24 protein-coding genes, 3 tRNA genes and 2 pseudogenes are annotated in these 25,978 nt (G+C 64.4%); 16 read left to right on the forward strand and 13 right to left on the reverse strand.

Annotated elements, in window-relative coordinates:
* Window positions 1-7: 7 nt before the first annotated feature.
* Complete coding sequence (locus HB634_RS06170; RefSeq protein ID WP_063572184.1) at window positions 8-1,705, reverse strand: AMP-binding protein; 1,698 nt, start codon at window positions 1,703-1,705, stop codon at window positions 8-10.
* Window positions 1,706-1,829: 124 nt separating this feature from the next.
* Between HB634_RS06170 and HB634_RS06175 the strand changes: the two genes are divergently transcribed.
* Window positions 1,830-2,261, forward strand: coding sequence for a hypothetical protein (locus HB634_RS06175; protein ID WP_213947946.1), 432 nt, complete (start codon window positions 1,830-1,832; stop codon window positions 2,259-2,261).
* A gap of 126 nt (window positions 2,262-2,387) precedes the next feature.
* On the opposite strand, the gene acnA is transcribed toward HB634_RS06175, so the two are convergent.
* On the reverse strand, window positions 2,388-5,138 hold the full coding sequence (gene acnA / locus HB634_RS06180) for an aconitate hydratase AcnA (RefSeq protein WP_213947947.1): 2,751 nt from the start codon (window positions 5,136-5,138) through the stop codon (window positions 2,388-2,390).
* 188 nt (window positions 5,139-5,326) lie between these two features.
* On the opposite strand from acnA, the gene HB634_RS06185 reads away from it, so the two are divergent.
* Window positions 5,327-6,292, forward strand: a complete 966-nt coding sequence (locus HB634_RS06185) for a LysR substrate-binding domain-containing protein (protein WP_255548406.1) — start codon at window positions 5,327-5,329, stop codon at window positions 6,290-6,292.
* 145 nt (window positions 6,293-6,437) lie between these two features.
* Here the strand turns inward: HB634_RS06185 and hflD are convergent, their stop codons facing one another.
* The 3 genes from hflD to HB634_RS06200 form a co-directional block, all read right to left on the reverse strand.
* The gene (gene hflD / locus HB634_RS06190; protein WP_063571774.1) at window positions 6,438-7,064 is read right to left on the reverse strand and encodes a high frequency lysogenization protein HflD; all 627 of its coding nucleotides are present in this window, start codon (window positions 7,062-7,064) and stop codon (window positions 6,438-6,440) included.
* 190 nt (window positions 7,065-7,254) lie between these two features.
* The gene (mnmA, locus tag HB634_RS06195; protein WP_213947948.1) at window positions 7,255-8,373 is read right to left on the reverse strand and encodes a tRNA 2-thiouridine(34) synthase MnmA; all 1,119 of its coding nucleotides are present in this window, start codon (window positions 8,371-8,373) and stop codon (window positions 7,255-7,257) included.
* Complete coding sequence (locus HB634_RS06200) at window positions 8,370-8,858, reverse strand: NUDIX hydrolase (RefSeq protein ID WP_213947949.1); 489 nt, start codon at window positions 8,856-8,858, stop codon at window positions 8,370-8,372. Before HB634_RS06200 ends, mnmA begins: the two co-directional genes overlap by 4 nt.
* Window positions 8,859-8,983: 125 nt before the next feature.
* Between HB634_RS06200 and clpS the strand changes: the two genes are divergently transcribed.
* The gene (gene clpS, locus HB634_RS06205; protein ID WP_046966087.1) at window positions 8,984-9,316 is read left to right on the forward strand and encodes an ATP-dependent Clp protease adapter ClpS; all 333 of its coding nucleotides are present in this window, start codon (window positions 8,984-8,986) and stop codon (window positions 9,314-9,316) included.
* Window positions 9,317-9,393: 77 nt separating this feature from the next.
* Complete coding sequence (clpA, locus tag HB634_RS06210; RefSeq protein WP_213947950.1) at window positions 9,394-11,661, forward strand: ATP-dependent Clp protease ATP-binding subunit ClpA; 2,268 nt, start codon at window positions 9,394-9,396, stop codon at window positions 11,659-11,661.
* 202 nt (window positions 11,662-11,863) lie between these two features.
* Here the strand turns inward: clpA and infA are convergent, their stop codons facing one another.
* Together infA and HB634_RS06220 are read right to left on the reverse strand one after the other, a co-directional pair.
* Window positions 11,864-12,082 (reverse strand): translation initiation factor IF-1, encoded by a 219-nt coding sequence (gene infA, locus HB634_RS06215; protein ID WP_019466733.1) that lies wholly within the window; start codon window positions 12,080-12,082, stop codon window positions 11,864-11,866.
* Window positions 12,083-12,167: 85 nt separating this feature from the next.
* Window positions 12,168-12,443, reverse strand: coding sequence for a polyhydroxyalkanoic acid system family protein (locus HB634_RS06220; RefSeq protein WP_213947951.1), 276 nt, complete (start codon window positions 12,441-12,443; stop codon window positions 12,168-12,170).
* A gap of 128 nt (window positions 12,444-12,571) precedes the next feature.
* On the opposite strand from HB634_RS06220, the gene HB634_RS06225 reads away from it, so the two are divergent.
* The 11 genes from HB634_RS06225 (at window position 12,572) to HB634_RS06275 (ending at window position 21,988) form a co-directional block, all read left to right on the forward strand.
* Complete coding sequence (locus tag HB634_RS06225) at window positions 12,572-13,342, forward strand: FHA domain-containing protein (protein WP_213947952.1); 771 nt, start codon at window positions 12,572-12,574, stop codon at window positions 13,340-13,342.
* A 39-nt stretch (window positions 13,343-13,381) separates the two neighbouring features.
* Window positions 13,382-14,467 (forward strand): 3-phosphoserine/phosphohydroxythreonine transaminase, encoded by a 1,086-nt coding sequence (gene serC, locus HB634_RS06230; RefSeq protein ID WP_213947953.1) that lies wholly within the window; start codon window positions 13,382-13,384, stop codon window positions 14,465-14,467.
* Between the two features lie 80 nt (window positions 14,468-14,547).
* On the forward strand, window positions 14,548-15,648 hold the full coding sequence (gene pheA, locus HB634_RS06235) for a prephenate dehydratase (protein ID WP_213947954.1): 1,101 nt from the start codon (window positions 14,548-14,550) through the stop codon (window positions 15,646-15,648).
* Complete coding sequence (gene hisC, locus HB634_RS06240) at window positions 15,645-16,757, forward strand: histidinol-phosphate transaminase (RefSeq protein ID WP_213947955.1); 1,113 nt, start codon at window positions 15,645-15,647, stop codon at window positions 16,755-16,757. The genes pheA and hisC overlap by 4 nt, the downstream gene beginning before the upstream one ends.
* Entirely contained in the window at window positions 16,754-18,064 is a 1,311-nt protein-coding gene (aroA, locus tag HB634_RS06245; RefSeq protein ID WP_213947956.1) for a 3-phosphoshikimate 1-carboxyvinyltransferase, read from the forward strand. Before hisC ends, aroA begins: the two co-directional genes overlap by 4 nt.
* 58 nt (window positions 18,065-18,122) lie before the next feature.
* The gene (kdsB, locus tag HB634_RS06250) at window positions 18,123-18,908 is read left to right on the forward strand and encodes a 3-deoxy-manno-octulosonate cytidylyltransferase (protein WP_213947957.1); all 786 of its coding nucleotides are present in this window, start codon (window positions 18,123-18,125) and stop codon (window positions 18,906-18,908) included.
* A 220-nt stretch (window positions 18,909-19,128) separates the two neighbouring features.
* The gene (uvrC, locus tag HB634_RS06255) at window positions 19,129-20,952 is read left to right on the forward strand and encodes an excinuclease ABC subunit UvrC (protein ID WP_213948176.1); all 1,824 of its coding nucleotides are present in this window, start codon (window positions 19,129-19,131) and stop codon (window positions 20,950-20,952) included.
* Between the two features lie 17 nt (window positions 20,953-20,969).
* Window positions 20,970-21,575 carry a CDP-diacylglycerol--glycerol-3-phosphate 3-phosphatidyltransferase gene (pgsA, locus tag HB634_RS06260; RefSeq protein ID WP_213947958.1) on the forward strand — a complete coding sequence of 202 codons (606 nt, stop codon included), beginning with the start codon at window positions 20,970-20,972 and terminating at the stop codon, window positions 21,573-21,575.
* Window positions 21,576-21,622: 47 nt separating this feature from the next.
* Window positions 21,623-21,698 (forward strand) — tRNA-Gly (locus HB634_RS06265).
* Window positions 21,699-21,777: 79 nt separating this feature from the next.
* Window positions 21,778-21,851, forward strand: a tRNA-Cys gene (locus tag HB634_RS06270).
* Between the two features lie 50 nt (window positions 21,852-21,901).
* Window positions 21,902-21,988, forward strand: a tRNA-Leu gene (locus tag HB634_RS06275).
* A 63-nt stretch (window positions 21,989-22,051) separates the two neighbouring features.
* On the opposite strand, the pseudogene HB634_RS06280 reads toward HB634_RS06275, so the two are convergent.
* The 5 genes and pseudogenes from HB634_RS06280 to HB634_RS06300 form a co-directional block, all read right to left on the reverse strand.
* Window positions 22,052-23,091 (reverse strand): annotated as a pseudogene (locus HB634_RS06280) (tyrosine-type recombinase/integrase); the annotation flags it as partial.
* 96 nt (window positions 23,092-23,187) lie between these two features.
* Window positions 23,188-23,241, reverse strand: a pseudogene (locus tag HB634_RS23055) (hypothetical protein); the annotation flags it as partial.
* Window positions 23,242-23,278: 37 nt separating this feature from the next.
* A complete protein-coding gene (locus tag HB634_RS06290) occupies window positions 23,279-23,488 on the reverse strand; it encodes a hypothetical protein (RefSeq protein WP_213947959.1) in 210 nt (69 codons plus the stop codon).
* A gap of 191 nt (window positions 23,489-23,679) precedes the next feature.
* Window positions 23,680-24,372 (reverse strand): hypothetical protein, encoded by a 693-nt coding sequence (locus tag HB634_RS06295; protein ID WP_213947960.1) that lies wholly within the window; start codon window positions 24,370-24,372, stop codon window positions 23,680-23,682.
* Window positions 24,365-24,694, reverse strand: coding sequence for a hypothetical protein (locus HB634_RS06300; protein ID WP_213947961.1), 330 nt, complete (start codon window positions 24,692-24,694; stop codon window positions 24,365-24,367). Before HB634_RS06300 ends, HB634_RS06295 begins: the two co-directional genes overlap by 8 nt.
* Between HB634_RS06300 and HB634_RS06305 the strand changes: the two genes are divergently transcribed.
* Entirely contained in the window at window positions 24,693-25,436 is a 744-nt protein-coding gene (locus HB634_RS06305) for a hypothetical protein (protein ID WP_213947962.1), read from the forward strand. The genes HB634_RS06300 and HB634_RS06305 overlap by 2 nt on opposite strands.
* Window positions 25,437-25,614: 178 nt before the next feature.
* Here the strand turns inward: HB634_RS06305 and HB634_RS06310 are convergent, their stop codons facing one another.
* On the reverse strand, window positions 25,615-25,941 hold the full coding sequence (locus tag HB634_RS06310; protein WP_213947963.1) for a hypothetical protein: 327 nt from the start codon (window positions 25,939-25,941) through the stop codon (window positions 25,615-25,617).
* Between the last annotated feature and the right edge of the window lie 37 nt (window positions 25,942-25,978).

A 25,978-nucleotide genomic window follows, 5' to 3' on the forward strand; every position in this document is an offset into this window, starting at 1 on the left:
ATTCGAATCAGGCCTGCGCCGCTTTCCGTTTGGCCCGATCCTCATCACGCAGCTCGCGACGAAGAATCTTGCCGACGTTCGTCTTCGGCAACGCATCGCGGAACTCGATCTGCTTCGGACGCTTGTAGCCGGTGAGGTTCTCGCGGCAGTACTCGCGCAGGGCCTCCTCGGTGAGCGACGGATCCTTGCGAACCACGAAGATCTTCACCACTTCGCCCGAGTGCTCGTCGTCGACGCCGACCGCCGCCACTTCGGCCACGCCCGGATGCGCCATGACGATGTCTTCGATCTCGTTCGGGTACACGTTGAAACCCGAGACCAGGATCATGTCCTTCTTGCGGTCGACGATGTAGATGTAACCGTTGGCATCCATGCGGGCGATGTCGCCGGTACGCAGCCAGCCGTTCGCGTCGAGCACCTTGGCCGTTTCATCGGGGCGATTCCAATAGCCCTTCATCACCTGCGGACCCTTGATGCACAGCTCGCCCACTTCGCCAACGGGCAGCACCTGGCCGTCGTCGGTCCAGATCTGCACATAGGTGGAGGGAATGGGCAGGCCGATCGAGCCGTTGTATTCCTTCAGGTCCAGCGGGTTGATGCAGGCGGCCGGCGAGGTTTCCGTGAGGCCGTAGGCTTCGGCGAGCGTCACGCCGGTGGTCTTCTTCCAGCGCTCCGCCACGGCCCGCTGCACGGCCATGCCGCCGCCGAGCGAGAGGTGCAGGCCGGAGAAATCGAGGTCGGCAAAGCCCGGGGTATTGAGCAAGCCGTTGAAGAGCGTGTTGACGCCGGTGATGGCGGTGAAACGCTCCTTCGAGAGCTCCTTGACGAAGCCTTTCATGTCGCGCGGGTTGGTGATGAGCAGGTTGAGCGCGCCCATGCGCGTGAAGACCAGTCCGTTCGCCGTCAATGAGAAGATGTGGTACAGCGGCAGCGCCGTGACGATGATCTCCTCACCTTCCTTGGCCGAGCCACTGATCCAGGCATCGGCCTGGAGCATGTTGGCGACCATGTTGCGATGGGTGAGCATCGCGCCCTTGGCGACGCCGGTGGTGCCGCCGGTGTACTGCAGGAAAGCGATATCGTCGTGGCCGACGTCGGTCTTCGGCATCGGGTGCGACTTACCGCGGGCGAGGGCGTCCTTGAAGCGGACGGCCATCGGCAGTTTATAAGCCGGTACTTCCTTGCGAATACTCTTCACGACGAAGTTGATGATGTTCCCCTTGGGGAACCCGATCATGTCGCCGACACCGGTGGTGATGACGTTCTTGACCTGGGTGCCGTCCAGCGCCTGCTCGGCGGTGGCGGCGAAGTTGTCCAGGACAACGAGCACCTTCGCGCCGGAATCTTCCAGTTGGTGATGCAATTCGCGCGTGGTGTAAAGCGGATTGGTGTTGACTACCGTCAGGCCGAGGCGCAGGGCGCCGAACAGCACGATCGGATACTGCAACAGGTTCGGCAGCATGATCGCGAGGCGATCACCCTTCTTCAGCCCGAGTTCGCCAGACAGGTAGCCGGCAAAGGCCGCCGACAGTTCGTCGATCTGCCCATAGGTGAGTACCTTGCCGAAGTTCTTGTAGGCAGGGCGGTCACGAAATTTCTGAAAGGACTCTTCGAAGACGGCCGCCACGGAGCGGTACGCGTTGACGTCGATGTCGGCGGGAATGCCGGCCGGATAGTGGTCAAGCCACGGACGCTCAATGCTCATGGATCGGACGAACTCCTTCAAAGGGCAGTCGTACGGCGGCCTGTCGTACGATCGCGGCATTGGAGCATACGCGCGCGTATAGCAGCAAGCCGCAACGCAACGAGACTGCATGAGGGATAACACGATGTCGAAAGCCTGGATAGCACTGGCATTTCTGCTGCTGGCAGCGCTGGCCGGTTGCCGGCACACGCCGGACGAGGAACAGGTGCGCAAGGCCATTGCCGCGACGGTCGCGGGGGCCGAGGCGGGGAAGGCCGGCGACACTACGGAAGTCCTCACGGACGACTTCGATGGCAACACGGGGCAGTTAGACAAGCGGTCGCTCGCCAATCTGGTGCGTGTTTATGCATTACGTGGGCAGTCGATCCACGTTTTGATGGGTCCGATGACGATCGAGCCGCGTGGCGAGCGTATCGTCGCGACGTTTACTGTGACGCTCACAGCGGGCGCCGGCGTGCTACCGGACAACGCCGGGGCGTACCAGGTGGAAACGGGTTGGCGGAAAGACAGTGGTACGTGGCGGTGCTTTACCGCCAGCTGGAAAAAAGCCTTGTAGAAGCGCCGCTTTGTGTGGGAACCGCTTCAGCGGCGATAACCAGGTTGCCGCAAGAACCATCGCCGCTGAAGCGGTTCCCACACAAAAAAACGCCCCGGCTTTCACCGGGGCGCTTTCAGGGGCTGCTTAAGCCGCCTTCGCCAGCTGGCGAAGCACGTACTGCAGGATGCCGCCGTGGCGGAAGAACTCGCGCTCCTTCGGGGTCAGCAGGAGCACCTTCACGGTGAATTCCTTGACCGAACCGTCCGGACGCGTGGCCTTGACCCTCGCCGTCTTCGACTCGCCGCCGTTGAGGCCGGTGATGTCGAACACTTCGTCGCCCTTCAGGCCGAGCGTCTGCGCGTTCTCGCCTTCCTGGAACTGGCAGGGCAGCACGCCCATGCCGACCAGGTTCGAGCGATGGATGCGCTCGAAGCTCTCGGTGATGACCGCCTTGACGCCGAGCAGCAGGGTGCCCTTGGCCGCCCAGTCACGCGACGAGCCGGTGCCGTATTCCTTGCCGGCGAGGACCACCAGCGGCGTGCCGTCGGCCTTGTACTTCATGGCCGCGTCGTAGATCGCCAGTTCTTCGCCGGTCGGGATGTACTTGGTGAAGCCACCCTCGACGCCATCGAGCATCAGGTTCTTGATGCGGATGTTGGCGAACGTGCCGCGGACCATGACGTCGTCGTTGCCGCGACGCGAACCGTAGGAGTTGAAGTCCTTCGGCTCGACGCCCTTCGACATCAGGAAGCGACCCGCCGGGGAGTCCTTCTTGATCGAACCGGCCGGCGAGATGTGGTCGGTGGTGATCGAGTCACCGAAGATGCCCATGGCGCGCGCGCCGTGGATGTCTTCGATGGTGCCGGCTTCGGCCGTCATGTTGTCGAAGTAGGGCGGGTTCTTGATGTACGTCGAGTCGTCCCAGGCGTAGGTCTGGCCATCCGGCGACGCAATGGCGTTCCAGCGGCTGTCGCCCTTGAACACGTCGGCGTAGCTGTCCTTGAACATCTGCGGGTTGATCGCACCGGCGATCGCATCGGAGACTTCCTTGTTGGTCGGCCAGATGTCCTTGAGGTACACCGGCTGGCCATCGCTGCCGTTGGCGATCGGATCCTTGGTCAGGTCGATGTCGAGCGTACCGGCCAGCGCGTAAGCGACGACCAGCGGCGGCGACGCCAGGTAGTTCATCTTCACTTCGGGATGCACGCGGCCTTCGAAGTTGCGGTTGCCCGAGAGCACCGACGCCACCGCGAGGTCACCCTCGGCGATGCCCTTGCTGATTTCAGCGGGCAGCGGACCGGAGTTGCCGATGCAGGTGGTGCAGCCGTAGCCGACCACGAAGAAGTTCACCTTCTCGAGCTCTTCGAGCAGGCCGGTCTTCTTCAGGTATTCGGTAACGACCAGCGAGCCTGGTCCGAGCGAGGGCTTCACCCACGGCTTGGAGGTGAGGCCACGCGCGGCGGCCTTCTTCGCCACCAGGCCGGCGGCGAGCATGACGGCCGGGTTGGAGGTGTTGGTGCACGAGGTGATCGCGGCGATCACGACCGAGCCGTCGTTGATGTGGAACTGCTTGCCGTCCTTCTCGACCAGCACGCCTTCGCTCTTGCTGACGGTGTTGGCCGGGTTGCCGACGGCCGTGGCGCCACCTTCATTGCTGAAGCTGTCCACGTCGTCGCCGTTCTTGCGCTTGCGGTTGGCCGTGAGCGGGCCGACGGCATCGAGGAAGCTTTCCTGCACGCCTTCGAGAAGGACGCGATCCTGCGGACGCTTCGGGCCGGCCATGGACGGACGGACGTCGGCGAGGTTGAGCTCGAGCGTGGTGGTGAACTCGGCGTCCGGCGTGTCCTTGTCGTACCACAGGCCCTGGGCCTTGGCGTAGGTTTCGACGAGGGAAATCAGCGCCTCGTCGCGACCCGACAGGCGCATGTAGTTCAGCGACTCCTGGTCGATCGGGAAGATGCCGCAGGTGGCGCCGTATTCCGGAGCCATGTTGGCGATGGTCGCGCGGTCGGCGAGCGGCAGGTTCGGCAGGCCTTCGCCGAAGAACTCGACGAACTTGCCGACCACGCCGAGCTTGCGCAGCATCTGGGTGACGGTCAGGACCAGGTCGGTCGCGGTCACGCCTTCGCTGAGCTTGCCGGTGAGGCGGAAGCCGACGACCTGCGGGATCAGCATGGACGACGGCTGGCCGAGCATGGCGGCTTCGGCTTCGATACCACCCACGCCCCAGCCGAGCACGCCCAGGCCGTTGATCATGGTGGTGTGCGAATCGGTACCGAACACGGTATCCGGATAGGCGAAGGACTCACCGTCGACGTCGGCGGTGAAGACGACGCGGGCGAGGTTCTCCAGGTTCACCTGATGGACGATGCCCGTACGCGGCGGCACGACCTTGAAGTTGTTGAACGCCTTCTGGCCCCAGCGCAGGAACGAGTAACGCTCCTGGTTACGCTCGAACTCGATCTCGACGTTCTGTTCCAGCGCACCTTCCGAACCGAACGCGTCGACCTGCACCGAGTGGTCGATGACCAGTTCGGCCGGCGCCAGGGGGTTGATCTTGTTCGGGTCGCCGCCGAGCTTGGCGACGGCATCGCGCATGGCGGCCAGGTCGACCACGCAGGGCACGCCGGTGAAGTCCTGCAGGACCACGCGGGCGGGCATGAAGGAGATTTCGATCTCCGGCTCGGCCTTGGAATCCCACTTGGCCACCGCCTCGATTTCCTTCGAGGTGACGTTCAGGCCGTCTTCCTGGCGGAGAAGGTTCTCCAGCAGGATCTTCATCGAGTAGGGCAGGCGCTTGATGTCGAACTTTTCGCCGAACTTGGCCAGGCTGGCGATGGTGTGGCGCTTGCCGTTGACTTCGATGCTGTCTCGGACTGAGAACGAGTCTTTCATGCTGTACTCCTGGCGTGTTCTTAAGCTGGGGAGGCCTGACGCCCCTTGTGGGGACGCCAAAGCGTCGATTATCGCGCAGTCTGGGCCTTGCGTGCGACCGCCGTGAGACCGGTGACCGGCTAGAATGGCGGGTTCGTGGCGCAGCATGCCGCGCGAATTCGGCGGCGAAAGGATGGAGCGGGCGGACGATGGGCGCAAACGTATTTGATGGCACGCAGCGTTCGATGATTTCGATGGCCCTGTCATCGGTGTCCCTGCGCGACCTCGCCCTGGTCCAGGCGGTGGCCCGCGAGGGCAGCTTCAACAGCGCGGCTCGCGCCATGTACATCAGTCCATCCGGCCTCTCGCACCAGGTGCAGAAGGTGGAGCAGGCGCTGGGTATGCCGCTGTTCGAGCGCGGCGGTCGACGCGTCGTGCCCACCACCAGCGGCCAGCGATTGCTCGGTTATATCGAGTCGGTACTGAGCGCGGCCGAGCATCTGGAGCACGCGGCCCGGGCTGGCGACGTCGCTTTCGGCAGCGAACTCCGTCTGGGCGTGCCATCAACGCTCGGGCCGTACCTGCTTCCCCATTTCATCGAGCCCTTTCCCCTGCGTTTCCCCGGCGCCCGGCTGACCATCTCCGAGGGCAAGCCGCGAGGTCTGCTTCGGCGTCTTCACGAAGGTGAGCTGGACGCCGTGCTGGCGCCGCCCAGCGCCACGATCACCGGCCTGGAGTCGACGGCGCTCTTCTTCGAACCCTATGAATTGCTGTTGCAGGCGGGCCATGCCCTGGCCGGCCGCAGCGCCATCGCGCTCACCGAACTGGATGCCGCGGACGCGACGCTGATGGCGGAAAGTCACGGCAACGGCGTGTCGGACCTCGGCATGCCGGGCGCGGCGCGGCCGGAGCGCATCCAGGACCTGAGCATCGAGAGCCTGGCGACGCTGGTGGCCCTGCGTGGGGGCTACACACTGGTTCCGATCCTCGCCCACGATCGGTTGGGTTCGATCCCCAATGTCGTGCTGGCGGCGGTGCAGGGGGCGCGGCCGGGGCGCCATATCGCGCTCTACTGGCGAAGCGCTACGCCGTGGCGGGACGATCTGGCGCGGTTTGGCGATTTGTTGCGGGAGCTGGCCGGGACGATTCCAGGGCTGGATGCGGCCGCGCCGTAACCGTTGCACGCGGCTCGGTAATCGCTCGCTGTCCGGCAACCGCACCCTGCTCGGTAGGAGCCGATTCATCGGCGATGCGGTTCTGCGGCGACCTGGTTATCGCCGATGAATCGGCTCCTACCAAGCAGGGTGTTGCAGCGTGACCTCAGCCGCCGCCCTCGAGCGTCGACCCGGTCAGCAGTCCCCGCGCGAGCATTGCGCACTGCTTTCGATAGATGAGCAGGTGCCACTGCCGCCCACCCAACTGGTGCCAGAGCACCGCCGAGCGTGCGGCGGCGAGCAGGGCGGAGCGCACGCGATCCACGTTGGCTTTCTGCTGCAGGTGCGTCGGGTTGCCGGTGACCATCACGCGCGGCTTAAGCGTCGACAAGGTCGAGGCGTAGACCTCGGCCAGCCGCGCGGTGACGTTCGCATGGTTGATGCCGAAGTGCTCGACCTGGCGCTGCGTGGCGATGACGCCCTCGCGCAGACGGTCGAGCATGGGACGGTTGCGCGACAGTGAGCGCTCGAGGCGAAGCACGGTGATCGCCATGCGCATGACGGCGACGTCGCGCGTTTCGTCCTCGAACTGCGCGACCAGGGTGCGCAGGCCACGGCGCACGCCGCTCACACCGCCATAGACCGAAGCAACCGAGTCGGCATCGATGCGAAAGACGCTGGCGAGGCTGGCCTCGAACGCCACCTCGTCGCAGCGGCCGTCGGTGGCCATCTGCTGGGCCAGGGCAGCGCCCTGGAAAACCCCAGCGAGAGCGAGGACGCGTTCTTCGTTCATGAATAAAGCTCAGAAAAGGAGTGGGGGTTCTTCTGTAGGAGCCGAGTCATCGGCGAATCAGGCCATGTGGGGGCCGCTTCAGCGGCGAAAAGCCAACGGAGCGGAGACGCCGCAACCGCCATCGCCGCTGAAGCGGCTCCCACAGAGAGCGTCGCCGCTGAAGCGGCTCCTACAAGAGCAGTGCGGTGCGTCATGGGCTCAGGCCGCCGTAGGGGGCATCGGTGGCCGCGATGACCGCGCCGCCGAGGCAGACCTCACCGTCGTAGAGGACCACGGACTGGCCGGGGGTGACGGCGCGTTGCGGCTCGTCAAAAACGACGTGCAGCGTGTCGCCACGCAGTTCGACGGTGCACGCCTGGTCGGCCTGGCGGTAACGGGTCTTGGCGGTGCAGCGGAAACCGGGGCCCGAGGGCTCGGCGCCGTTCGCGGGTGGTTCGCCGGCCACCCAGGTGATATCGGTGGCGGTGAGCCGCGAGGACTGCAGCCAGCGGTTCTCGCCGCCCTGGGCCACGATCAGTGTGTTTGTCCCGACATCCTTGCCGACCACATACCAGGGCTCGTTCGGCGCATCGGCGCGACCGCCGATGCCCAGGCCGTTGCGCTGGCCAAGCGTGTAATACATGACGCCCTGGTGCTCGCCGATGACACGGCCGTCGGGGTCGACCATCGGGCCGGGCCTGGCCGGGAGGTATTGGGCCAGGAACGCGCGGAAGTCGCGCTCGCCGATGAAGCAGATGCCCGTGGAGTCCTTTTTGGCATGCGTGGGCAGGTGCGCTTCGCGGGCCAGTTCGCGAACCAGCGGCTTCTCGATCTCGCCGACCGGAAACAGGGTGGCGGCCAGCTGCTTCTGGCCCAGCGCATGGAGGAAGTAGCTCTGGTCCTTGGCGGCGTCGACCGCGCGCAGCAGGCGGTAGCGGCCCTCGTGCAAGTCGACGCGCGCGTAGTGACCGGTCGCGATCTTTTCCGCGCCCAGGGCCTGTGCGTGCTCGAGGAAGGTCTTGAACTTGATTTCGCGGTTACAGAGCACGTCTGGGTTGGGCGTCCGGCCCGCCGCGTACTCGGCCAGGAAGTAGGCGAAGACGCCGTCCCAGTACTCGCCGGCGAAGTTGCGCGCGTGGAACGGAATGCCCAGCCGGCCACACACGGCCACGGCGTCCTTGCGGTCGTCGTCGGTGGTACAGGGGCCAGAACGGTCGTCTTCCTCCCAGTTCTGCATGAACATGCCCTCGACCTCGTGCCCGGCCTGCTGGAGCAGGAGGGCCGCGACCGAGGAGTCCACGCCGCCGGAGACGCCGAGGATGACCTTCACGGCGTCGCCTGGGGCAGCAGGCTGTCCACTGTATCCAGCGGCAGGCGCCGGCCGTCCAGCCAGGCATCGAGGGTGGGCAGGATCAGCGGGCTGCGCAGGCGCGAGCCCAGGGCCTCGATCTCGTCCCGGCGCAGCCACAGGGCGCGGCGGATGCCTTCGTCGAGCGTGCGATCCGGGTCATGGGCGACCACATGGCCGGCAAAGCTGAAGCGCAGCACCTGCTCGCCGTGTTCGTGACTGATCCACTGCCAGACCCCAAGAAAGGCGTCGAGGACGATGGTGTAGCCGGTTTCCTCGAGGGTTTCGCGAACTGCGGCGGCCTGGATCGTTTCGTTCGGATCGAGGTGGCCGGCGGGCTGGTTGTAGGCGAGCTCGCCGAAAATCTCCTCCTCGACGATGAGGAAGCGATCGCCGCGCGCGACCACGCAAGCCACCGTGACACGGGGGCACCAAACGTTTTCGGCCTGGGAAAGTGAGGATGGCATCGGCTTAATGGGGGGGGAGGGGCTCTGGTAAAAGGCATATTGTGCCATTACCTGTGGATGTCGACCCCGAAGCGGTCGGGAAACCGGTGTATATAATCGAATCGCGTACCGAAGGTTCTTAATTAATGTCCCAGGAACACGAACACGATCAGGAAAGCGACCGGGGCCACGGCCTCGCCATCGAAACAACGCGTCCGGAGACGGCGCGGCCGCCGCTCTTCCAGGTCGTTTTGCTAAACGACGACTTCACCCCGATGGATTTCGTGATCGAGGTATTGCGTAGCTTTTTTGGCATGGACCAGGAACGCGCGGTCCAGGTGATGCTCCACGTACACACCCGGGGCAAGGGCGTGTGCGGGGTCTTCACCCGCGAGGTGGCAGAAACGAAGGTGACACAGGTCAACGAATACTCACGGTCTCACCAGCACCCGCTGTTGTGCACTATGGAAAAGATGTAGGCGATGCCCCATTTGGTGTTCATGCGGCATTGACAGGGGCTGGTCCCCGCCGCCCACAGCTATCGGAGACGGTCCGTATGTTCAGCAAGGATCTCGAAGTCACCATCGGGCACTGCTACAAGCAGGCCCGGGAACAACGCCACGAATTCATGACGGTCGAGCACCTGCTGCTCGCCCTGACTGAAAACACCTCCGCCCTGGCCGCCCTGCGGGCCTGCGGCGTCGATCTGCCGCGCCTCGCGGCCGATCTCCAGCGGATCATCGCCGAGACCGTGCCGGTGCTTCCGGCCGGGGACGAGCGCGATACGCAGCCCACGCTGGGCTTCCAGCGGGTGCTGCAGCGCGCCGTCTACCATGTGCAGTCCTCGGGCCGTAAGGAAGTCACCGGCGCCAACGTGCTGGTCGCTATCTTCGGCGAAAAGGACTCCCATGCGGTCTATTTCCTGCATCAGCAGGAAATCACCCGCCTGGACGTGGTTAATTACATCTCGCACGGCATCGCCAAGATCGGCGACGAGTCGGCAGCCCAGTCGTCCAATCCCGAGCGGGATGGCGAGGACGGCGGCGAGAGCAAGGGCAACCCCCTCAGCGAATACGCCAGCAACCTGAACGAGCTTGCCATCCAGGGCAAGATCGACCCGCTCATCGGCCGCGAGGACGAAGTCGAGCGGACCATCCAGGTGCTCTGCCGCCGGCGCAAGAACAACCCGCTCTATGTCGGCGAAGCCGGCGTGGGCAAGACCGCCCTGGCCGAAGGTCTGGCCAAGCGCATTGTCGAGGGTCAGGTCCCGGAAGTGCTGGAAGACTGCACGATCTGGTCGCTGGATCTGGGCGCCCTGGTCGCCGGTACCAAGTACCGCGGCGATTTCGAGAAGCGCCTGAAGGCAGTCATCGCCCAGCTCAAGAAGCAGCCCAACACGATCCTGTTCATCGATGAGATTCATACCATCATCGGTGCGGGCTCCGCGTCCGGCGGCACCATGGACGCCTCCAACCTGATCAAGCCGATGCTGGCTTCGGGTGAGCTGCGTTGCATCGGTTCGACCACGTTCCAGGAATTCCGTGGCGTGTTCGAGAAGGATCGCGCGCTGGCTCGTCGCTTCCAGAAGATCGACGTCGTCGAGCCCACCGTGGCCGATTCCATCGAAATCCTGAAGGGCCTGAAGAGCCGCTTCGAGGAACACCACTCCGTGGAATACACGGGTGAGGCGCTGCGCGCCGCGGTGGACCTCTCGGTCAAGCACATCCCCGACCGCCTGCTGCCGGACAAGGCCATCGACATCATCGATGAAGCCGGTGCCCGCCAGCGCCTGCTGCCGGAAGATCAGCGCACGGGCAAAGTGGACGTCGCCGAGATCGAATACATCGTGGCCAAGATGGCGCGTATCCCGGCCAAGCAGGTCTCGGCGTCGGATCGCGACGTGCTGCGTAACCTCGAGCGCAACCTGAAGATGGTCGTGTTCGGTCAGGACGCCGCGATCGAGGCCCTGGCTTCGTCGATCAAGATGGCCCGTTCCGGCCTGGGCGATCCGTCCAAGCCGATCGGTAGCTTCCTGCTCGCCGGCCCCACGGGCGTCGGCAAGACGGAAGTGACCAAGCAGCTCGCCATGCAGCTAGGTATCGAGATGGTCCGCTTCGACATGTCCGAGTACATGGAAGCGCATTCGGTCTCGCGCCTGGTCGGTGCGCCTCCGGGTTATGTCGGCTTCGACCAGGGTGGCCTGCTCACCGAGCAGATCACCAAGCATCCGCATTGCGTGCTGTTGCTGGACGAAATCGAGAAGGCCCATCCGGACGTCTACAACATCCTGCTCCAGGTCATGGATCGCGGTGTGCTGACGGATACCAATGGTCGCGAGGCCAACTTCAAGAACGTCGTGATCGTCATGACCACGAACGCCGGCGCCCAGCTGGCTTCGCGTCGCGGCATCGGCTTCATGAAGCAGAACCACGCCCCGGATGCCATGGAGACCCTGCGTCGCATGTTCACGCCGGAGTTCCGCAACCGTCTCGACGCGATCATCCAGTTCAACGCCCTGGACTTCGACCACATCCTGCGCGTGGTGGACAAGTTCCTGATCGAGCTGGAAGCCCAGTTGACCGAGAAGAAGGTCAGTGTGGATGTGACGCCGGAGGCTCGTCGCTGGTTGGCCGAGCACGGCTTCGATCCGCAGATGGGTGCTCGCCCGATGGCCCGCGTGATCCAGGACAAGGTCAAGCGTGCACTGGCGGACGAGTTGCTGTTCGGCAAGCTGGCCGAGGGTGGCAAGGTCACCTTGTCGGTCGAAGGCGACGAGCTGCATGTGGAGACGGAGTCGGCGGAGCCGGCGCATGTGACGGCATAAGGTCCGTCAGGATCTTAAGTGGCGGTGCCCTAAAGGGCATCGCCGCTGAAGCGGCTCCTACAGGGGTAGCTTGGTAGGAGCCGATTTATCGGCGATGGGTGCTCGCGACACAGTTAGGGATCGCCGATGAATCGGCTCCTACAGAAGGCACGAAAAAAGGCCGCGCACTGCGCGGCCTTTCTCGTTATCGCATCAACGTCGCTTATTTCATGCGGTAGGTGATGCGACCCTTGGTCAGGTCGTAGGGGGTCATTTCGACCTTCACCTTATCGCCCGTCAGGATGCGGATGTAATGCTTACGCATGCGGCCGGAGATGTGGGCAGTAATGACATGCCCGTTCTCGAGCTGCACGCGGAACATGGTGTTGGGCAAGGTCTCCTGGACCGTGCCTTCCATTTCGATGACGTCGTCTTTTGCCATGTGTTCCGGGTCGGATGAACGGCCGGAATGGCCGCATAAGTCCATTAGTATGCCACAGCTGGCCCTTGCGAGCCAGCCGGGGGCGTCAGGCGAACTGTTCGTCGAGCTTCTTGCGGATCTCTTCTTCGATCGCGCCCTTCAGCGGCGACAGGAGCATGCCCAGCTCAGCGGTCACGTGCACATCGCTGGGGGAAACGGCGATGGCGCCTTTGACGCCCGAACGCTGGAAGGTGAGGGTGTCGCCATCCCAGGCGCCCTCGGTGCCGAACTTCTCACGCATGCGATCGGCTACACGTTCGACCACGGCGCGCGCCTCGGCCACGGTCTTGCCGTGCGGGCGGCGGATATCGATCTTCGCCATGAGGCGTCCTCGTCCATTGGAAAGCGCCGGAGTTTATCAGGCCCTTGCGTCACGTGACGTCGACACCTTTGCGTTCAAACAGATACCGCACTCTGCTAAAGTCGCTTCGTCAACGTCCCGGTTCCTCCATGCGCATCGAATTCGTCAGCTCGGCTCGCGGTGATTTCCACTGGTCACGGCCCGTCCTCACGATCGGTCGCGCCGACGACAACGACCTCGTCGTCTCCGAGAGCCAGGTAGCCGCCAACCATGTCCGTATCCACCGCGACCGTCGCGGCCTGGTACTGGATGTCGTGCCCGATGCCGGCCGGGTCTATGTCAATGCGCGTCCCGTGCGTGAGCGCGCCCTCCTGCGGGCGGGCGACAGCCTTTCGCTGGGCGACTGCCGCATGCTCGTCCGTGACGACGCGGATCTCGACGCACGCGAGGTAGCCGAACCGACCGATGCCCGCTGCACGGTGGCCCTGCGCCCGGTGGCCGGACCGCTGTCCGGACGCACCATTCCGGTGGGTGACCGCCTTGAACTCGGCGCCACGCATGGCGCGCTGCCCCTGGAATTACCCGGCGACGATGCCGCGCTGCTCGTGTTGGCCTGGGAGGATGGCGAGCTGATCCTCGATGGTGCCCGCGTGCCCGCCCGCCATGCCGTGCGCGTCAATGGCGTGAAAGTGGTGCGTGCTTCGTTGCAGCCCGGCGATCAGATCGGCCTGGCCGCGCATCGCTTCGTTCTCGACGGGCCGGGCTGGTCTGCCGAGCCGATCATCGTCATGCCTGAGCCCGAGCCGGATGAGGCGCTTCCCGAGGACGTCGCCGGCCCGCGTGGCGAGGTGTGGTGGCTCATCCTGACGGCTGCCGTCCTCGCTTTGGGCATCGCCATGGTGCTGTTCGTCCATTTTTGAGCGGCATAATGCGGGGACCTTCCCCGTGGACGAGACCAAGTGAGCAGAGCCTGGAATTTCAGCGCCGGACCGGCGGCGCTACCCGAAGCGGTGTTGACGCGCGCGCAGGCCGAAATGCTCGACTGGAACGGATCGGGCGCCTCGGTCATGGAGCTGTCCCATCGTGGCAAGGCCTTCATGCAGCTGGCCGCCACCGCGGAAGAGCGTCTGCGCCGGCTGCTCGCCGTGCCTGCGGGCTACAAGGTGTTGTTCCTGCAGGGTGGGGCCACGCAGCATTTCGCCCAGATCCCGATGAACCTCGCCGCCGATGGCGACACCGCCGATTACATCGTCACCGGGCACTGGGGCGAGAAAGCCGTGCGCGAAGCGGCGCCTTACATCGACGCCCGCGTGGCGGGTACGTCGGAGGAGGTGCATTACCTCGACTTGCCGCCGCGCGAGCGCTGGGGCCTCAATCCCCGCGCCTCGTACGTGCATTACACGCCGAACGAAACGATCCACGGCGTGGAATTCCACGCCGTGCCGGACGTAGGTGACGTTCCGCTTGTCGCCGACATGTCGTCGAACATCCTGAGTGAGCCGGTCGATGTCTCGAAGTTCGGGCTGATCTATGCGGGCGCGCAGAAAAACATCGGGCCGTCCGGCCTGGTGGTCATGATTATTCGCGACGACCTGCTGGCGCGTACGGGACGGCCGATGGCGAAGATCTTCAGCTACGCCGAGCACGCCGCCAACGATTCCATGCTCAACACGCCCAATACGTGGGGCTGGTATCTGGCCGGTCTCACCTTCGAATGGCTCGAAGCGCAGGGCGGCCTCGCCGCGATGGGAGAGCGCAACGCACGCAAGGCGAAGACCCTGTACGACGCCTTCGAGGCCTCCGGCGGTTTCTATCGCAGTCCTGTCGCGGTCGATGCACGTTCACGAATGAACGTGCCATTCACTTTGCACGACAGCGCGCTGGATGCGGTTTTTCTCGCCGAATCCGAAGCCGCGGGTCTGCTTGCGCTGAAGGGCCACAAGGCCGTCGGCGGCATGCGTGCATCGCTGTACAACGCGGTTCCGCAAGAAGCCGTGGACGTGCTCGTGAACTTCATGCGGGACTTTGCGGCGAAGCACGGTTAAAGTCGGGGGTCACCGCACTGCAGCATAGCTGTTGCGGTGGTAACCGTTTCATTTGTAACCACTTAGCCGCCTGGACGTCCATGAGTAAGACCCCTGCCGACAAACAAGCCACGCTCGTCGAGGCGCGTACGCGCATCGACAGCATCGACCAGCAACTGCAGTCGCTCATCAGCGAGCGTGCCCGTTGGGCACAGCAGGTCGGCCGGGCCAAAGGCCCGTTGAAGGCGGCGGTGGAATATTACCGACCCGAACGGGAGGCCCAGGTGCTGCGTGGCGTGATCGATCGCAACGACGGCCCGTTGCCGAATGCGGAGCTGGTGCGTCTGTTCCGCGAAATCATGTCGTCGTGCCTTTCGCAGCAACAGCCGCTGAAGATCGGCTTCCTCGGCCCCGAAGGTACTTTCAGCGAACAGGCGGTGCGCAAGCATTTCGGCCACGCCGCCTACGGCCTGCCGCTGGGCAGCATCGAGGAAGTGTTCCAGGAAGTGGCTGCCGGCAATGCCGACTTCGGCGTGGTGCCGGTGGAGAACTCGGGGCAGGGCATGATCCAGATGACCCTGGATATGTTCCTGGTTTCCAAGGCCACCATCTGCGGCGAAGTGGAGCTGCGCGTCCACCAGAACCTGCTCTCGTTGAGCGGCGAGTTGAAGGACGTCAAGCGCGTCTTCTCGCACCCGCAGTCGTTGCAGCAGTGCCAGGCGTGGCTGCGTGTGAACCTCCCGGACGCCGAGCGCGTGCCGGTGTCGAGCAATGCCGAAGCTGCGCGCATGGCCCGACTGGCGCCGGAATCCGCTGCGATCGCCGGCGATATCGCCGGCCGCGTCTACGGTCTGAAAACGATCGCTGGCCCGATCGAGGATCGCTCGGACAACACCACGCGCTTCCTTGTCATCGGTCGTTCGATCTTCCCGCCCTCGGGCAACGATCGCACGTCGTTGCTCGTCTCGGTGAAGGACAAGCCCGGTGCGCTTTACGACGTACTGAGCCCGCTTGCGCGCCACGACATCAGCATGAACCGCATCGAATCGCGCCCGGCGCATACGGGCAAATGGCAGTACGCGTTCTTCATCGATGTCTCGGGCCATGTCGAGGACGAGGCACTCCAGGCCGCGCTCGAGGAAATGAAACCGGCCGCCGCGGACGTACGCGTGCTCGGCTCCTACCCCGTCGCGTTGCCATGACCGGCGCGTTCGATGCAGCCACGCTCGCCAACCGGGCGACGTCGGCCCTGCGTGCCTACGATCCCGGTCATGATCTTCCTGCGCTGCGCCTGCAATTCGGCGCGGTGTTGTCCGAGCTTGGTTCCAACGAAAACCCGCTCGGGCCGAGTCCGCTGGCGATGCGGGCTGCCACGCGCGTTCTCGAAGACATCTGGCGCTATCCCGATCCTCTCGGCGCTGCGCTGAAACACCGGTTGTCGACGGAACTGGGCGTGTCCGTCGCCGGCATCACGTTGGGCAACGGCTCGCATGAGCTGTTGATGTTGCTGGCGCAGTGCTTCGCGGATGCCGAGCACCCGGTCGTGCATTCGCAATACGGCTTCGCTGTGTTTCCGATCGCCGCCGCCGCTGCCGGTGCGCCGTCCGTTGCCGTGCCCGCGTTGCCAGCAGACCATCCGGTGGCGCCCTACGGGCATGACCTCGATGCGATCGCGGCGGCGGTGACGCCGTCGACGCGACTGGTGTACCTCGCCAATCCGAACAACCCGACGGGCACCTGGTTCACCGACGCCGCGCTCGAGGGTTTCCTCGGCAAGGTGCCGGCGGACACGCTCGTCGTCGTGGACGAGGCGTACCACGAGTACGTGGATGCGCCGGGCCTGAGCACGGCGATGCACCTGCTCGCTCGCTTTCCGAATCTCGTCGTCACGCGCACATTCTCGAAGGCGTACGCGCTGGCGGGCCTGCGCATCGGCTACATGCTCAGCCACCCGTCCGTTGCCGCCGTCTGCGAGCGGCTTCGCGAATCCTTCAACGTCAACGGTGTGGCGCTGGCCGCTGCCGAAGCGGCGCTGGGCGATCACGAACACCGCGCACGCGTACGCGAGGCGAACCACCGCGATCGCGCATGGCTCGCCGACGAACTCACGACCCGCGGCTTGCGGGTGCTCCCGTCACAAACCAACTTCCTGCTCGTCGACCTCGGTCGCGATGCCGCTGCCTTCGAAGCTCACCTGTTCGAACGCGGTGTGATCGTCCGCCCGATGGGTGGCTACCGTCTGCCGCACACGGTGCGGATCAGCATCGGTAGCCGTGCCGAGCTGCAACGTCTTCTGGAGAACCTGCCATGACCCGCCTGGATTGGCTGAGCCGTGCCGCTGCCGGCCCTTTGTGCGGCGACGTGGTCGTGCCCGGCGACAAGTCGGTATCCCACCGCGCGCTGATGTTTGGCGCGCTGGCCGAGGGCACGTCGCATATTCGCGGTTTCCTCGAAGGTGAGGATACCCGCGCGACCGCGGCCATCCTCGGCAAGCTCGGCGTGCGTTTCGAAACGCCTGCTGCCGGCGAACGTCTCGTGCATGGCGTGGGCCTGCACGGGTTGCGCGGTACCACCGAGCCCCTCGATTGCGGGAACGCGGGAACCGGCATGCGCCTGCTCGCCGGCCTGCTTGCGGGACAGGCTTTCGATTCGACGCTGGTCGGCGACGAGTCGCTGTCACGCCGGCCGATGCGTCGCGTCACCGATCCGCTCACCACGATGGGCGCGTCGATCGACACGGACGATGGCAAGCCACCGTTGCGCATTCATGGCGGATCGAAGCTCAAGGGCATCACGTATCACCCGCCTGTCGCCAGCGCGCAGATCAAGTCGGCACTGTTGCTGGCCGGCCTGTACGCCGAGGGCAAGACCGAAGTCATCGAGCCGCATCCGACACGCGACTACACCGAAAGCATGCTCAAGGCCTTCGGCTGGCCGATCGAGTATTCGCCGGGCAAGGCGACGGTCGAAGGTGGTCACACCTTGCACGCCGTCGACGTGGATGTGCCGGCGGATATCTCGTCCGCGGCGTTCTTCATCGTCGCAGCCTGCATCGTGCCCGGTTCGGCGTTGCGCCTGAAAGGCGTGGGCCTGAACCCGCGTCGCACGGGCCTTCTGGCCGCGCTTGAGTTGATGGGCGCGGATATTTCCGTGGAGAATGAGCGCAGCAGCGGCGGTGAAGACATCGGCGATCTCGTCGTCCGTTACCGGCGATTGCACGGCGTGGCGTTGCCGTTGGATATCGTGCCGGACATGATCGACGAGTTTCCCGCCTTGTTCGTCGCTGCCGCCGTCGCCGATGGACTCACCACGATTCGTGGTGCCGCCGAGTTGCGCGTGAAGGAATCGGACCGCATCGCCAGCATGGCGGCGGGCCTGCAAGCCTGCGGCGTGAAATTCGATGAATTGCCGGACGGCGCGATGATCCAGGGCGGCACGATCGGCGGCGGGACGATCGACAGTCATGGCGACCACCGTATCGCCATGAGCTTCGCCATCGCCGGCCTCGTCGCCTCGGCGCCGATCACCATCGGCGACTGCGCCAATGTCGCCACCTCGTTCCCCGGCTTCATGGAACTGGCAAACGGCGTCGGTTTTCAGCTGGAAAGCGCAGGCTGATACATGGCCCCCGTCTCGGGAAGGCGTTAGGCTTTGCTTTCCTGTTACGGATGTCGTCATGGCTCAGAAGCTCCCACCCTTCGTCGTCGTCGTGCCCGCGCGGTTCGGTTCGACCCGGTTGCCGGGCAAGCCACTGCTGAAGATCGACGGCGAATCGATGATCCGCCGCGTGGCGACCCGGGCAGGGCAGGCCGGTGCCGCGCAGGTGGTCGTCGCCACCGACGACGACCGGGTCGCGCGCGAGTTGCGCGGCTGCGGAGAGGACATCCTGGTCTGCATGACCCGCGAAGACCACGCGTCGGGCAGCGACCGTATCGCCGAGACGGCCAACAATTTCGGCTGGCCCGAAGACACCATCGTGGTCAACCTGCAGGGCGATGAGCCTTTCGCCCCGGCTGCCGGCATCCGCGCCGTGGTGGCTACCCTGGCGGGGGATGACGCCCCCATGGCCACGCTGGCCACGCCGATCACGCATGCCGACGAGTTCTTCGATCCGAACATCGTCAAGGTGGTCCGCGCCAGCAACGGCCGCGCGCTCTATTTCACCCGGTCGCCGGCCCCCTGGGCGCGCGACCCCTTCGCCCAGAGCCGGGACAGCCTGCCTGCGGATGTGCCCTTCCTGCGTCATATCGGCATCTATGCCTACCGCGCGGGCTTTCTGCGCCGGCTGGCAGCCCTGCCGAGGACGCCGCTGGAGCGGGCGGAATCGCTCGAGCAACTGCGCGTGCTGGAGCATGGCTACGCCATTTCGGTCCAGCTGACCCCGGAGCCGTTCCCGCCGGGCATCGACACCGCCGAGGACCTGGTCCGGGCCGAGCGCTGGCTTGCCTCGGGCGGCCGCTGAATGGGGTCAGGCTTCCCCTACAGCGCAACGAGGGCGAGCCCGACACCCATAACCGGCCTAGCCCGAGGGCGTCGCCGGGGGCGAACCCTTAATCTATCCCTGTCGCCACTGTCATCCCCCAAGGACGGCGACAGCCCACGGAAGGCATAGCGCCGGCATGGTCCACCCCATGCCGGCGTTTTTCGCGTCTGGTCCGCGCCGACACGCTAAAATGTCGGCTATGGAGCACACCGAGTCGCATCCGTTCGACGGCAAGGCCTTCGTCCGCCACCTCACCACCTCGCCAGGCGTCTACCGCTATTTCGATGCGGAGGACGAGCTGCTGTACGTCGGTAAGGCGGCGAACCTGAAGAAGCGTGTCAGCAACTACTTCCTCAAGCCCCCGATGGATCCGCGTATCGCCTCGATGGTGTCGCAGATCGCGCGGGCGGAAGTCACCCTGACGCGTACGGCGGGCGAGGCGCTGCTGCTCGAATCGCAGCTGATCAAGTCGCTCAAGCCGCGTTACAACATCGTGCTTCGCGACGATAAGAGCTACCCGTACATCTATCTGTCGGCGGGCGAAGAGTATCCGCGCCTGGGTTTCCATCGCGGCGCGAAGACGGGGCCGGGACGTTATTTCGGGCCGTACCCGAGCACCTTCGCCGTGCGCGAAAGCCTTGGCCTGATGCAGAAGCTATTCAAGGTGCGTCAGTGCGAAGACAGCTATTTCCGTAACCGCTCACGCCCCTGCCTGCAGCACCAGATCGGTCGTTGCAGTGCGCCCTGCGTGCGCCTGATCGATGTGCCCGATTACCAGAACGACGTGCGTCACGCCGAGATGTTCCTTGAAGGTCGCAGCAGTGCGGTGATCGACGAGCTGGCCGTGGCGATGGATCAGGCCAGCATGGCGCTGAATTTCGAGCGCGCGGCCACGCTGCGCGATCAGGTCTCAGCGTTGCGCAAGCTGCAGGCCCAGCACTTCGTGCAAGGCGCCAGCGCGGATATGGACGTGATCGCCTGCTGCCTGGAAGGCGGCATGGCCTGCGTGAGCGTGCTGTTCTTCCGCAATGGCGTGAGCCTGGGGTCGCGCGATTTCTTCCCGCGGTTGCCGATCGATGCGTCGGTGGGCGACGTGCTGGCGCAGTTCATCGCGCAGTACTACCTGGAGCGGCAGGTGCCCCGTGAGCTGGTGCTGAGCGATCCGGTCGAAGACATCGACGTGCTGGCGCAGGTGCTTTCCGATCACGCCGGTTACGTCGTATCGCTCAAGCCCAGCGTCCGCGGCGAGCGTGCGCGCTTCCTTGAGATGGCCCAGCGCAACGCGAGTGCGGCGCTCACGTCACGCCTTGCCAGCCGGCATACGTTGCTGGCGCGCTTCGACGATTTGCAGAAAGTGCTCGAGCTCGAGGCAGCCCCTCGCCGGATCGAGTGCTTCGATATCAGTCACACGCGCGGCGAGGCCACCGTTGCTTCGTGTGTCGTGTTCGGTCCCGAGGGTCCGGAGAAGTCGCATTACCGCCGCTTCAATATCGCGGGCATCACACCGGGTGACGACTATGCAGCCATGCATCAGGCCCTGACCCGCCGCTTCAAGAAAGTGGTGGAGGGCGGCGCGAAACCGGACATCCTTCTGATCGACGGTGGCGCTGGGCAGGTGGGGCAGGCGGTGGATGTGTTGCGCGAACTCGGCGTCGAAGGCATTCGCGTGGTGGGCGTGGCGAAGGGGCCGGGGCGTCGTGCCGGAGAAGAGACCCTGGTGCTTGCCGAGACCGGCAAGACCCTGCATCCGGGTACCTCGTCGCCCGCGCTGCATCTGGTGGCCGCGGTTCGTGATGAAGCGCACCGTTTTGCGATCAGCGGACACCGCCGGCGCCGTGAAGCGACGCGTGAGCGGAGTACGCTGGAAGACGTGGCGGGCGTGGGTGCACGTCGCCGCGCTGCGCTGCTGAAGGCTTTTGGCGGTCTGGCGGGGGTCGAAGCGGCGGGCGTCGAAGAATTGATGAGCGTGAAGGGGATTGATCGCGGCCTCGCCGAACGCATCTATGCCATGCTTCATCCCTAAGTTGCATGCGACCGACTATGCGAATCAACCTGCCTACCTGGCTGACCCTCTTCCGCGTGCTCCTGCTGCCGGTCATGGTCGTCGTTTTTTACCTGCCGTTCCGCTGGTCCAATCTCGGGGCAGCGGCGGTCTTCGTGATCGCCGGATTCACGGACTGGCTCGACGGCTACCTGGCCCGCCGGATGAACCTCACGTCGGCCTTCGGCGCCTTCCTCGACCCCGTGGCCGACAAGCTCATGGTGGCGGTGACCCTGTTCCTGCTGGTGCAGTCCCATCCGGGCGGCTGGCAGGGCGTGCTTCTCGCCGTCACCGCCTCGGTGATCGTCGGCCGTGAGATCAGCGTCAGCGCCCTGCGTGAATGGATGGCGCAGATCGGTGCGCGCTCGAAGGTGAAGGTGGCCTTCCTCGGCAAGCTGAAGACGCTGGCGCAGATGGTCGCCCTGGTGGTGCTGCTGGTTCAGCACGACACCGAATCCCTGGCCTCGTACAACATCGGGGAGGCACTCCTAGTGCTCGCCGGCATCCTCACTATCTGGTCCGGACTGGACTACCTGCGGGCCGCGTGGCCCAGTTTGCGGGGAGATTCAGAGGACGTGAAAAAAAGTGAAAAAAAGTCGGCGTAAAGTGGTTGACACAAATGCGATCTGATTTAGAATAGCTGGACAACGACGCGGGAATAGCTCAGTTGGTAGAGCACGACCTTGCCAAGGTCGGGGTCGCGAGTTCGAGTCTCGTTTCCCGCTCCATGTAATTCTACAAAGCCTCGGACCTCCGAGGTTTTGTTTTTTAAGCGCTTCGCGGTTACTCTCGCGCTGCGCAAGCGATGGCCGGGTGGCAGAGTGGTCATGCAGCGGACTGCAAATCCGCGTACGCCGGTTCGATTCCGACCTCGGCCTCCATCGCATTTTGAAGGCGCAACCGTTTCCGCGGCTGCGCCTTTTTTCTTTCCGCCCGGATGGCGAAATCGGTAGACGCAAGGGACTTAAAATCCCTCATCCGCAAGGGTATGTGGGTTCGAGTCCCACTCCGGGCACCAAGGGCTACAGCCCGAAAGTCGGACCGCTTTTCGGTCCGCAATTCCTGATTCGGTCCGCAAGCACTTCGTCGGATCGACTTTGGCGCCTCGGCGCGATCGCACGTAGGCCTCGGTCATGACCACTGATGTGTGGCCCAGTTGGTGCTGCGCCTGGCGGATATCGCCGCTCGAATCCGTCTTGTCGGACGCTGCTTTCGCGCGCAGATCCCGGAACTGAAACCGCCGGCCTGTCGCCTCGCGCACGCGATCGAAACGGCCACGCAGCTTCGCTGCGGTGAGTGGCCTCCATCCTCATCGACTATCAGCCGCATCGCCCGTACGGCATACCCACGCTTGCGTTCGCTGATCCTGGCCAGCAGGTCAGCAAGCTCACCTGTCACGCCTATGCGCAGCTTCGCGCCCGTCTTTGCCTGCGTCAGTTCGAGCGAGCCATCCCGAACGTCCGTCTCCTGCATCCGAAGCACATCGGCCGGCCGCTGACCCGTGAGGTACGCGAGGTCCATGGCGTCGCGAAGCGGCTGATCGGCCGCCGTCCAGAACGCTAGGTACGTTGCGTCGTCGACGTAGACGTCCCGGGCCTTCTCTTTGTTTCCCTTGATCCCCGCGCACGGATTCGCCAGGTTGGTGTAGTCGGCGTCGCGCGCGAAGTTCCAAAGGTGGGAGAGAAGGGCCTTCTCGCGATTGGCACGTACCGGCGAGCTGGATCGGTGAATCAGGTATTTCCTTACATGCATCGGGGCGATGGCATCTAGCGGCCCCGGAGGATCGTCGAAGAAGTCGAGCAGCTGCTTCAGTTCCCGGGCATTGCAGGCCTGCGTCGCCGGCGATTTTGTCGGCATAACCACTGCGCGGTAGCGGTCGGCCACGTACCGGAAGGTGATGACCTCGGCCAGCTTCTCCTTCGCGTAGCGGCTTCGCTCGTAGTCCGCCCACTTCTGGATCGCAAGCCCGTAATCAGGGCCGAGCGGCTCCTCACGGCGCGGCTTGCCGCCGTGATCGTAGTAGTAGTGGACTACGCCCAACGGCTTTCGGCGCGCGCGAAGGCGCGGAACCGCGTCAGGTCTTGAAGGCCGTCTTCCCCTCCTATGCCGCCTTGTTCGGATGCCACGCGGGTTTGGCCTGGGCTGCTCGCGAGCCTCGCCAGCGACCGCTGCGTGCGTCACCACCGGCCAGCCCTGATTGTCGACATGGTGCCTGATCCCGTTCCGGCGGAGGAACGCGAGCTGGGTCGCGCGGGTGTGGGCCCGGGTCAGCTAGGCGATTTCCTCGCGGGAAAGGCACAGTTTCTCATCAGCCCCCATTGGGCACCTCCGGATCGGTAGCGCTGTACGCGCGAGCGCCATAGTCGATGAACACAATGCGGCCATCTGGCAGGCGGCCAACGTCCTTGGCCGCTCTTTCAAACGGCGAACTGGTCTCCCCGATAACGTGGATCTCGAAGCTGTTCTCGTCGTCCCACACCTCGTAGGCGACAGGATCTACGGGCGTACAGCGCGGCATGATGAGAACCCAGCCACGGCGATCAGCCCACTGCACTGGGCACATCAGGTGACGCCTGGCATCGGTCGCCCACAGGTGTCGCTCATCTCGGTTTGCGCGTCGCCCGATCGAACGGTGGGGCTCGGTTAGGCGCGGCACCTTGATGGCCCAAGGTCCGAGCAGAAAGACCACCCGCGACGCCCCTTTCCTGATCACTGTGCGCCTCCTGAGGTCCGACGAAAGGCGACGACCCAGACCCAAGGATTCGAGGTCCAGCTCTGCTCCCCGTTGATGCGTGTCCACAGCTTACGCCATGCGTCGCGGAGCTGATCACGCCCCTCTTGGCTGGGCGCGTCGCCAGGAACGCCCTCGGCGGGGGCGTCTTCCGGGCTTAACCCCTGAGCGCGACCGACCGACGTGGCGGCGCGCTCGAGCGTGATCCGACATGCAGAGCGCGGCATGAAGAGGGTCGGCCGCTTCCACCACAGCAGCCTGCCGGCTTCCCTCGGCCGGGTGTAGTCAGCGGCACCGTCCGCCGCATAGCCGTACTTGCGCCCCGTCTCGACAGTGCGGTCTACGAACGACCATACGTCGCGTCCCTTCGATTGATCGAAGCTAACCGTCCACTCGCCCCAGGCGAAGAACGTCTCCTTGACCCACAGAATGTCCCCGGCATCGCCGTAAGGGCACAGGATGGCACCGTCGCCCCATCGCTCCAGATCATTGGTCGAAGAGCCTTTCATGGGCACGAAGTACCCGTGCACAAAGTTGTGCACCCAGTTCGGGGTGTAGTGAGTTGTTCCCTCGGGCGGCTGGGTCTTCACGATCCGCCGGGTCACCGTCTTGCGGCCTTCGAGGATGGCGCGCACCATCGGGCCACTGAAGAGAATGGGACGCTCAGCCATGATCGACTCCGTCGGCAACTACGTGGTGATGTTGAGCGCGGCCAGTATTTCGGACACGCTCCGTGAGAATTGGTATGGGTCGTGGACGATCTTCGAGCGTCAGGAAGACGGCGACCTCCGCATGGTGGAAAGCGATCGAGACGATGTCGGTTTTGACCACATGGAGCCGGCCTGGAACATCGCGCGAGCCCGCGGCATCGAGCGGGTAAGGGTTCTCAGCAACGACCGAACACTTCAGCCCGAGCCCTATCGCGGGTAGTTTGCTGGCGGCCGCGTGCTCGCGCACCATGGCGCCATTCATCAGGATGAGGAGTTCACGCATGGGTAAGTGGCTCCGTCGCGCAGCAAGGTGGATAGCGATGTATCCGTGGCTTCTCATAGTCATAGCGCTGGCCTATCTGGCCGGCGTCGTGACGATGATGCAGCTCGGATTCAAACTGCCAGATTCGGTCAATGGCCTGGTAGGAGCAGCAATTGGGGCCGTGGCGGGCATCGGGGGTGCGCTTTGCGTCGTCCTCGCGACGGACTACGTTCAAGGGCGAAACATCGCTGCTTACGTCCTACTCTCGTATGAACCCGCGTTGTTCCGGCTGTGGTCGGTCGAGGGTGCGATGAATCGTTTCGACGCCGAATCGGTCGAACGAAACTGGACGAATGAGCAGTGGGCGACCCTTTCGCGCGAAATTCGCGCGGCGATTCGAGCGATGGACACGAGCCAAGCGCGGATACGGCGCGTAGAGCCAAACGTCCATCGCTTGAAAGCCGACGCGCTGCACATATCGAACCGAACTGAAGAGTGCGCGCAGTGTGCAAAGGAAGCGCTGGTCGATGTCATCGAAAGCCAAAGCGAGGCGACGCGGTTCTACGGCGGACAGCTCTCGGAACAGTTGCGTGCAAGGTTGATAGATGCGACCGAGGCGCTTAAAAGTGAGCTTCTTGACCTTTCGATGGTCTACGGGATGCGGCGTACCGGTCCTCCGAGACTGAGCCACTGGTACGAGAATGGCGGCCAGGATCCTGCGGATCATGGTGACGAAGCGCCTGCGGCAGACGCATCCAGGTAACGAAGCTTCCACGTCGGGCGGAAAGGCATGGCGTGCTTCATCCCGGCCAGCTTGATGTTCAGGTTACCGCCTGACGCAGAACGAATTGTGCCCATCTCAAGGTTGCCACCACCTGTATATTCGACCCGACCGCCGCGACGGGCGGGAACGCCGTAGGCCTTGCGGATGTATTCGACGCTCACGGCTTCACATCCGGCGTGGCGACGAGCTTTGTGTTCGGGTCGCCGTCGAAGATGGGCAGGACGGACACATTGCTCGACCAGTTACGAGCGGTGTCGATGCTGTCCGTCTCGTTCGTGTAGTCGGCCATGCGCCAACCGATGAGCTTCGGCTGTGCCGCCTCACGGCCAGCCAGCGCTAGGTGGGTGTCGATCGCCTTCCACCAGTCGTCCATCACCAGCACGTTCATCTCGACGTAGTAGTTCACGACCGTGCAGTCTCTCTCCCGCAAGGTCGCGAACGCGCGGATCTGGTCCCGGGTCTTGGCGAGCGTCATCGTGCTCATGCGTCGGTGTCCTTTGCCACGGGCAGTGCGTAGAAGT

This window comes from Luteibacter sp. dw_328 (genome assembly GCF_018449605.1).
GTDB lineage: Bacteria > Pseudomonadota > Gammaproteobacteria > Xanthomonadales > Rhodanobacteraceae > Luteibacter.

Excerpts from the sequence above, each read along its gene's own strand:
- hisC (WP_213947955.1), top strand. The coding sequence starts at position 15,645 with ATGACCGGCGCGTTCGATGCAGCCACGCTCGCCAACCGGGCGACGTCG.
- clpS (WP_046966087.1), top strand. The coding sequence starts at position 8,984 with ATGTCCCAGGAACACGAACACGATCAGGAAAGCGACCGGGGCCACGGC.
- acnA (WP_213947947.1), bottom strand. The coding sequence starts at position 5,138 with ATGAAAGACTCGTTCTCAGTCCGAGACAGCATCGAAGTCAACGGCAAG.
- hflD (WP_063571774.1), bottom strand. The coding sequence starts at position 7,064 with ATGAACGAAGAACGCGTCCTCGCTCTCGCTGGGGTTTTCCAGGGCGCT.
- kdsB (WP_213947957.1), top strand. The coding sequence starts at position 18,123 with ATGGCTCAGAAGCTCCCACCCTTCGTCGTCGTCGTGCCCGCGCGGTTC.
- HB634_RS06295 (WP_213947960.1), bottom strand. The coding sequence starts at position 24,372 with ATGGCTGAGCGTCCCATTCTCTTCAGTGGCCCGATGGTGCGCGCCATC.
- pgsA (WP_213947958.1), top strand. The coding sequence starts at position 20,970 with ATGCGAATCAACCTGCCTACCTGGCTGACCCTCTTCCGCGTGCTCCTG.
- HB634_RS06310 (WP_213947963.1), bottom strand. The coding sequence starts at position 25,941 with ATGAGCACGATGACGCTCGCCAAGACCCGGGACCAGATCCGCGCGTTC.
- HB634_RS06300 (WP_213947961.1), bottom strand. The coding sequence starts at position 24,694 with ATGCGTGAACTCCTCATCCTGATGAATGGCGCCATGGTGCGCGAGCAC.
- aroA (WP_213947956.1), top strand. The coding sequence starts at position 16,754 with ATGACCCGCCTGGATTGGCTGAGCCGTGCCGCTGCCGGCCCTTTGTGC.
- HB634_RS06220 (WP_213947951.1), bottom strand. The coding sequence starts at position 12,443 with ATGGCGAAGATCGATATCCGCCGCCCGCACGGCAAGACCGTGGCCGAG.
- HB634_RS06170 (WP_063572184.1), bottom strand. The coding sequence starts at position 1,705 with ATGAGCATTGAGCGTCCGTGGCTTGACCACTATCCGGCCGGCATTCCC.
- pheA (WP_213947954.1), top strand. The coding sequence starts at position 14,548 with ATGAGTAAGACCCCTGCCGACAAACAAGCCACGCTCGTCGAGGCGCGT.
- clpA (WP_213947950.1), top strand. The coding sequence starts at position 9,394 with ATGTTCAGCAAGGATCTCGAAGTCACCATCGGGCACTGCTACAAGCAG.
- infA (WP_019466733.1), bottom strand. The coding sequence starts at position 12,082 with ATGGCAAAAGACGACGTCATCGAAATGGAAGGCACGGTCCAGGAGACC.
- HB634_RS06185 (WP_255548406.1), top strand. The coding sequence starts at position 5,327 with ATGGGCGCAAACGTATTTGATGGCACGCAGCGTTCGATGATTTCGATG.
- uvrC (WP_213948176.1), top strand. The coding sequence starts at position 19,129 with ATGGAGCACACCGAGTCGCATCCGTTCGACGGCAAGGCCTTCGTCCGC.
- HB634_RS06225 (WP_213947952.1), top strand. The coding sequence starts at position 12,572 with ATGCGCATCGAATTCGTCAGCTCGGCTCGCGGTGATTTCCACTGGTCA.
- HB634_RS06305 (WP_213947962.1), top strand. The coding sequence starts at position 24,693 with ATGGGTAAGTGGCTCCGTCGCGCAGCAAGGTGGATAGCGATGTATCCG.
- HB634_RS06200 (WP_213947949.1), bottom strand. The coding sequence starts at position 8,858 with ATGCCATCCTCACTTTCCCAGGCCGAAAACGTTTGGTGCCCCCGTGTC.
- HB634_RS06290 (WP_213947959.1), bottom strand. The coding sequence starts at position 23,488 with ATGCCGCGCTGTACGCCCGTAGATCCTGTCGCCTACGAGGTGTGGGAC.
- HB634_RS06175 (WP_213947946.1), top strand. The coding sequence starts at position 1,830 with ATGTCGAAAGCCTGGATAGCACTGGCATTTCTGCTGCTGGCAGCGCTG.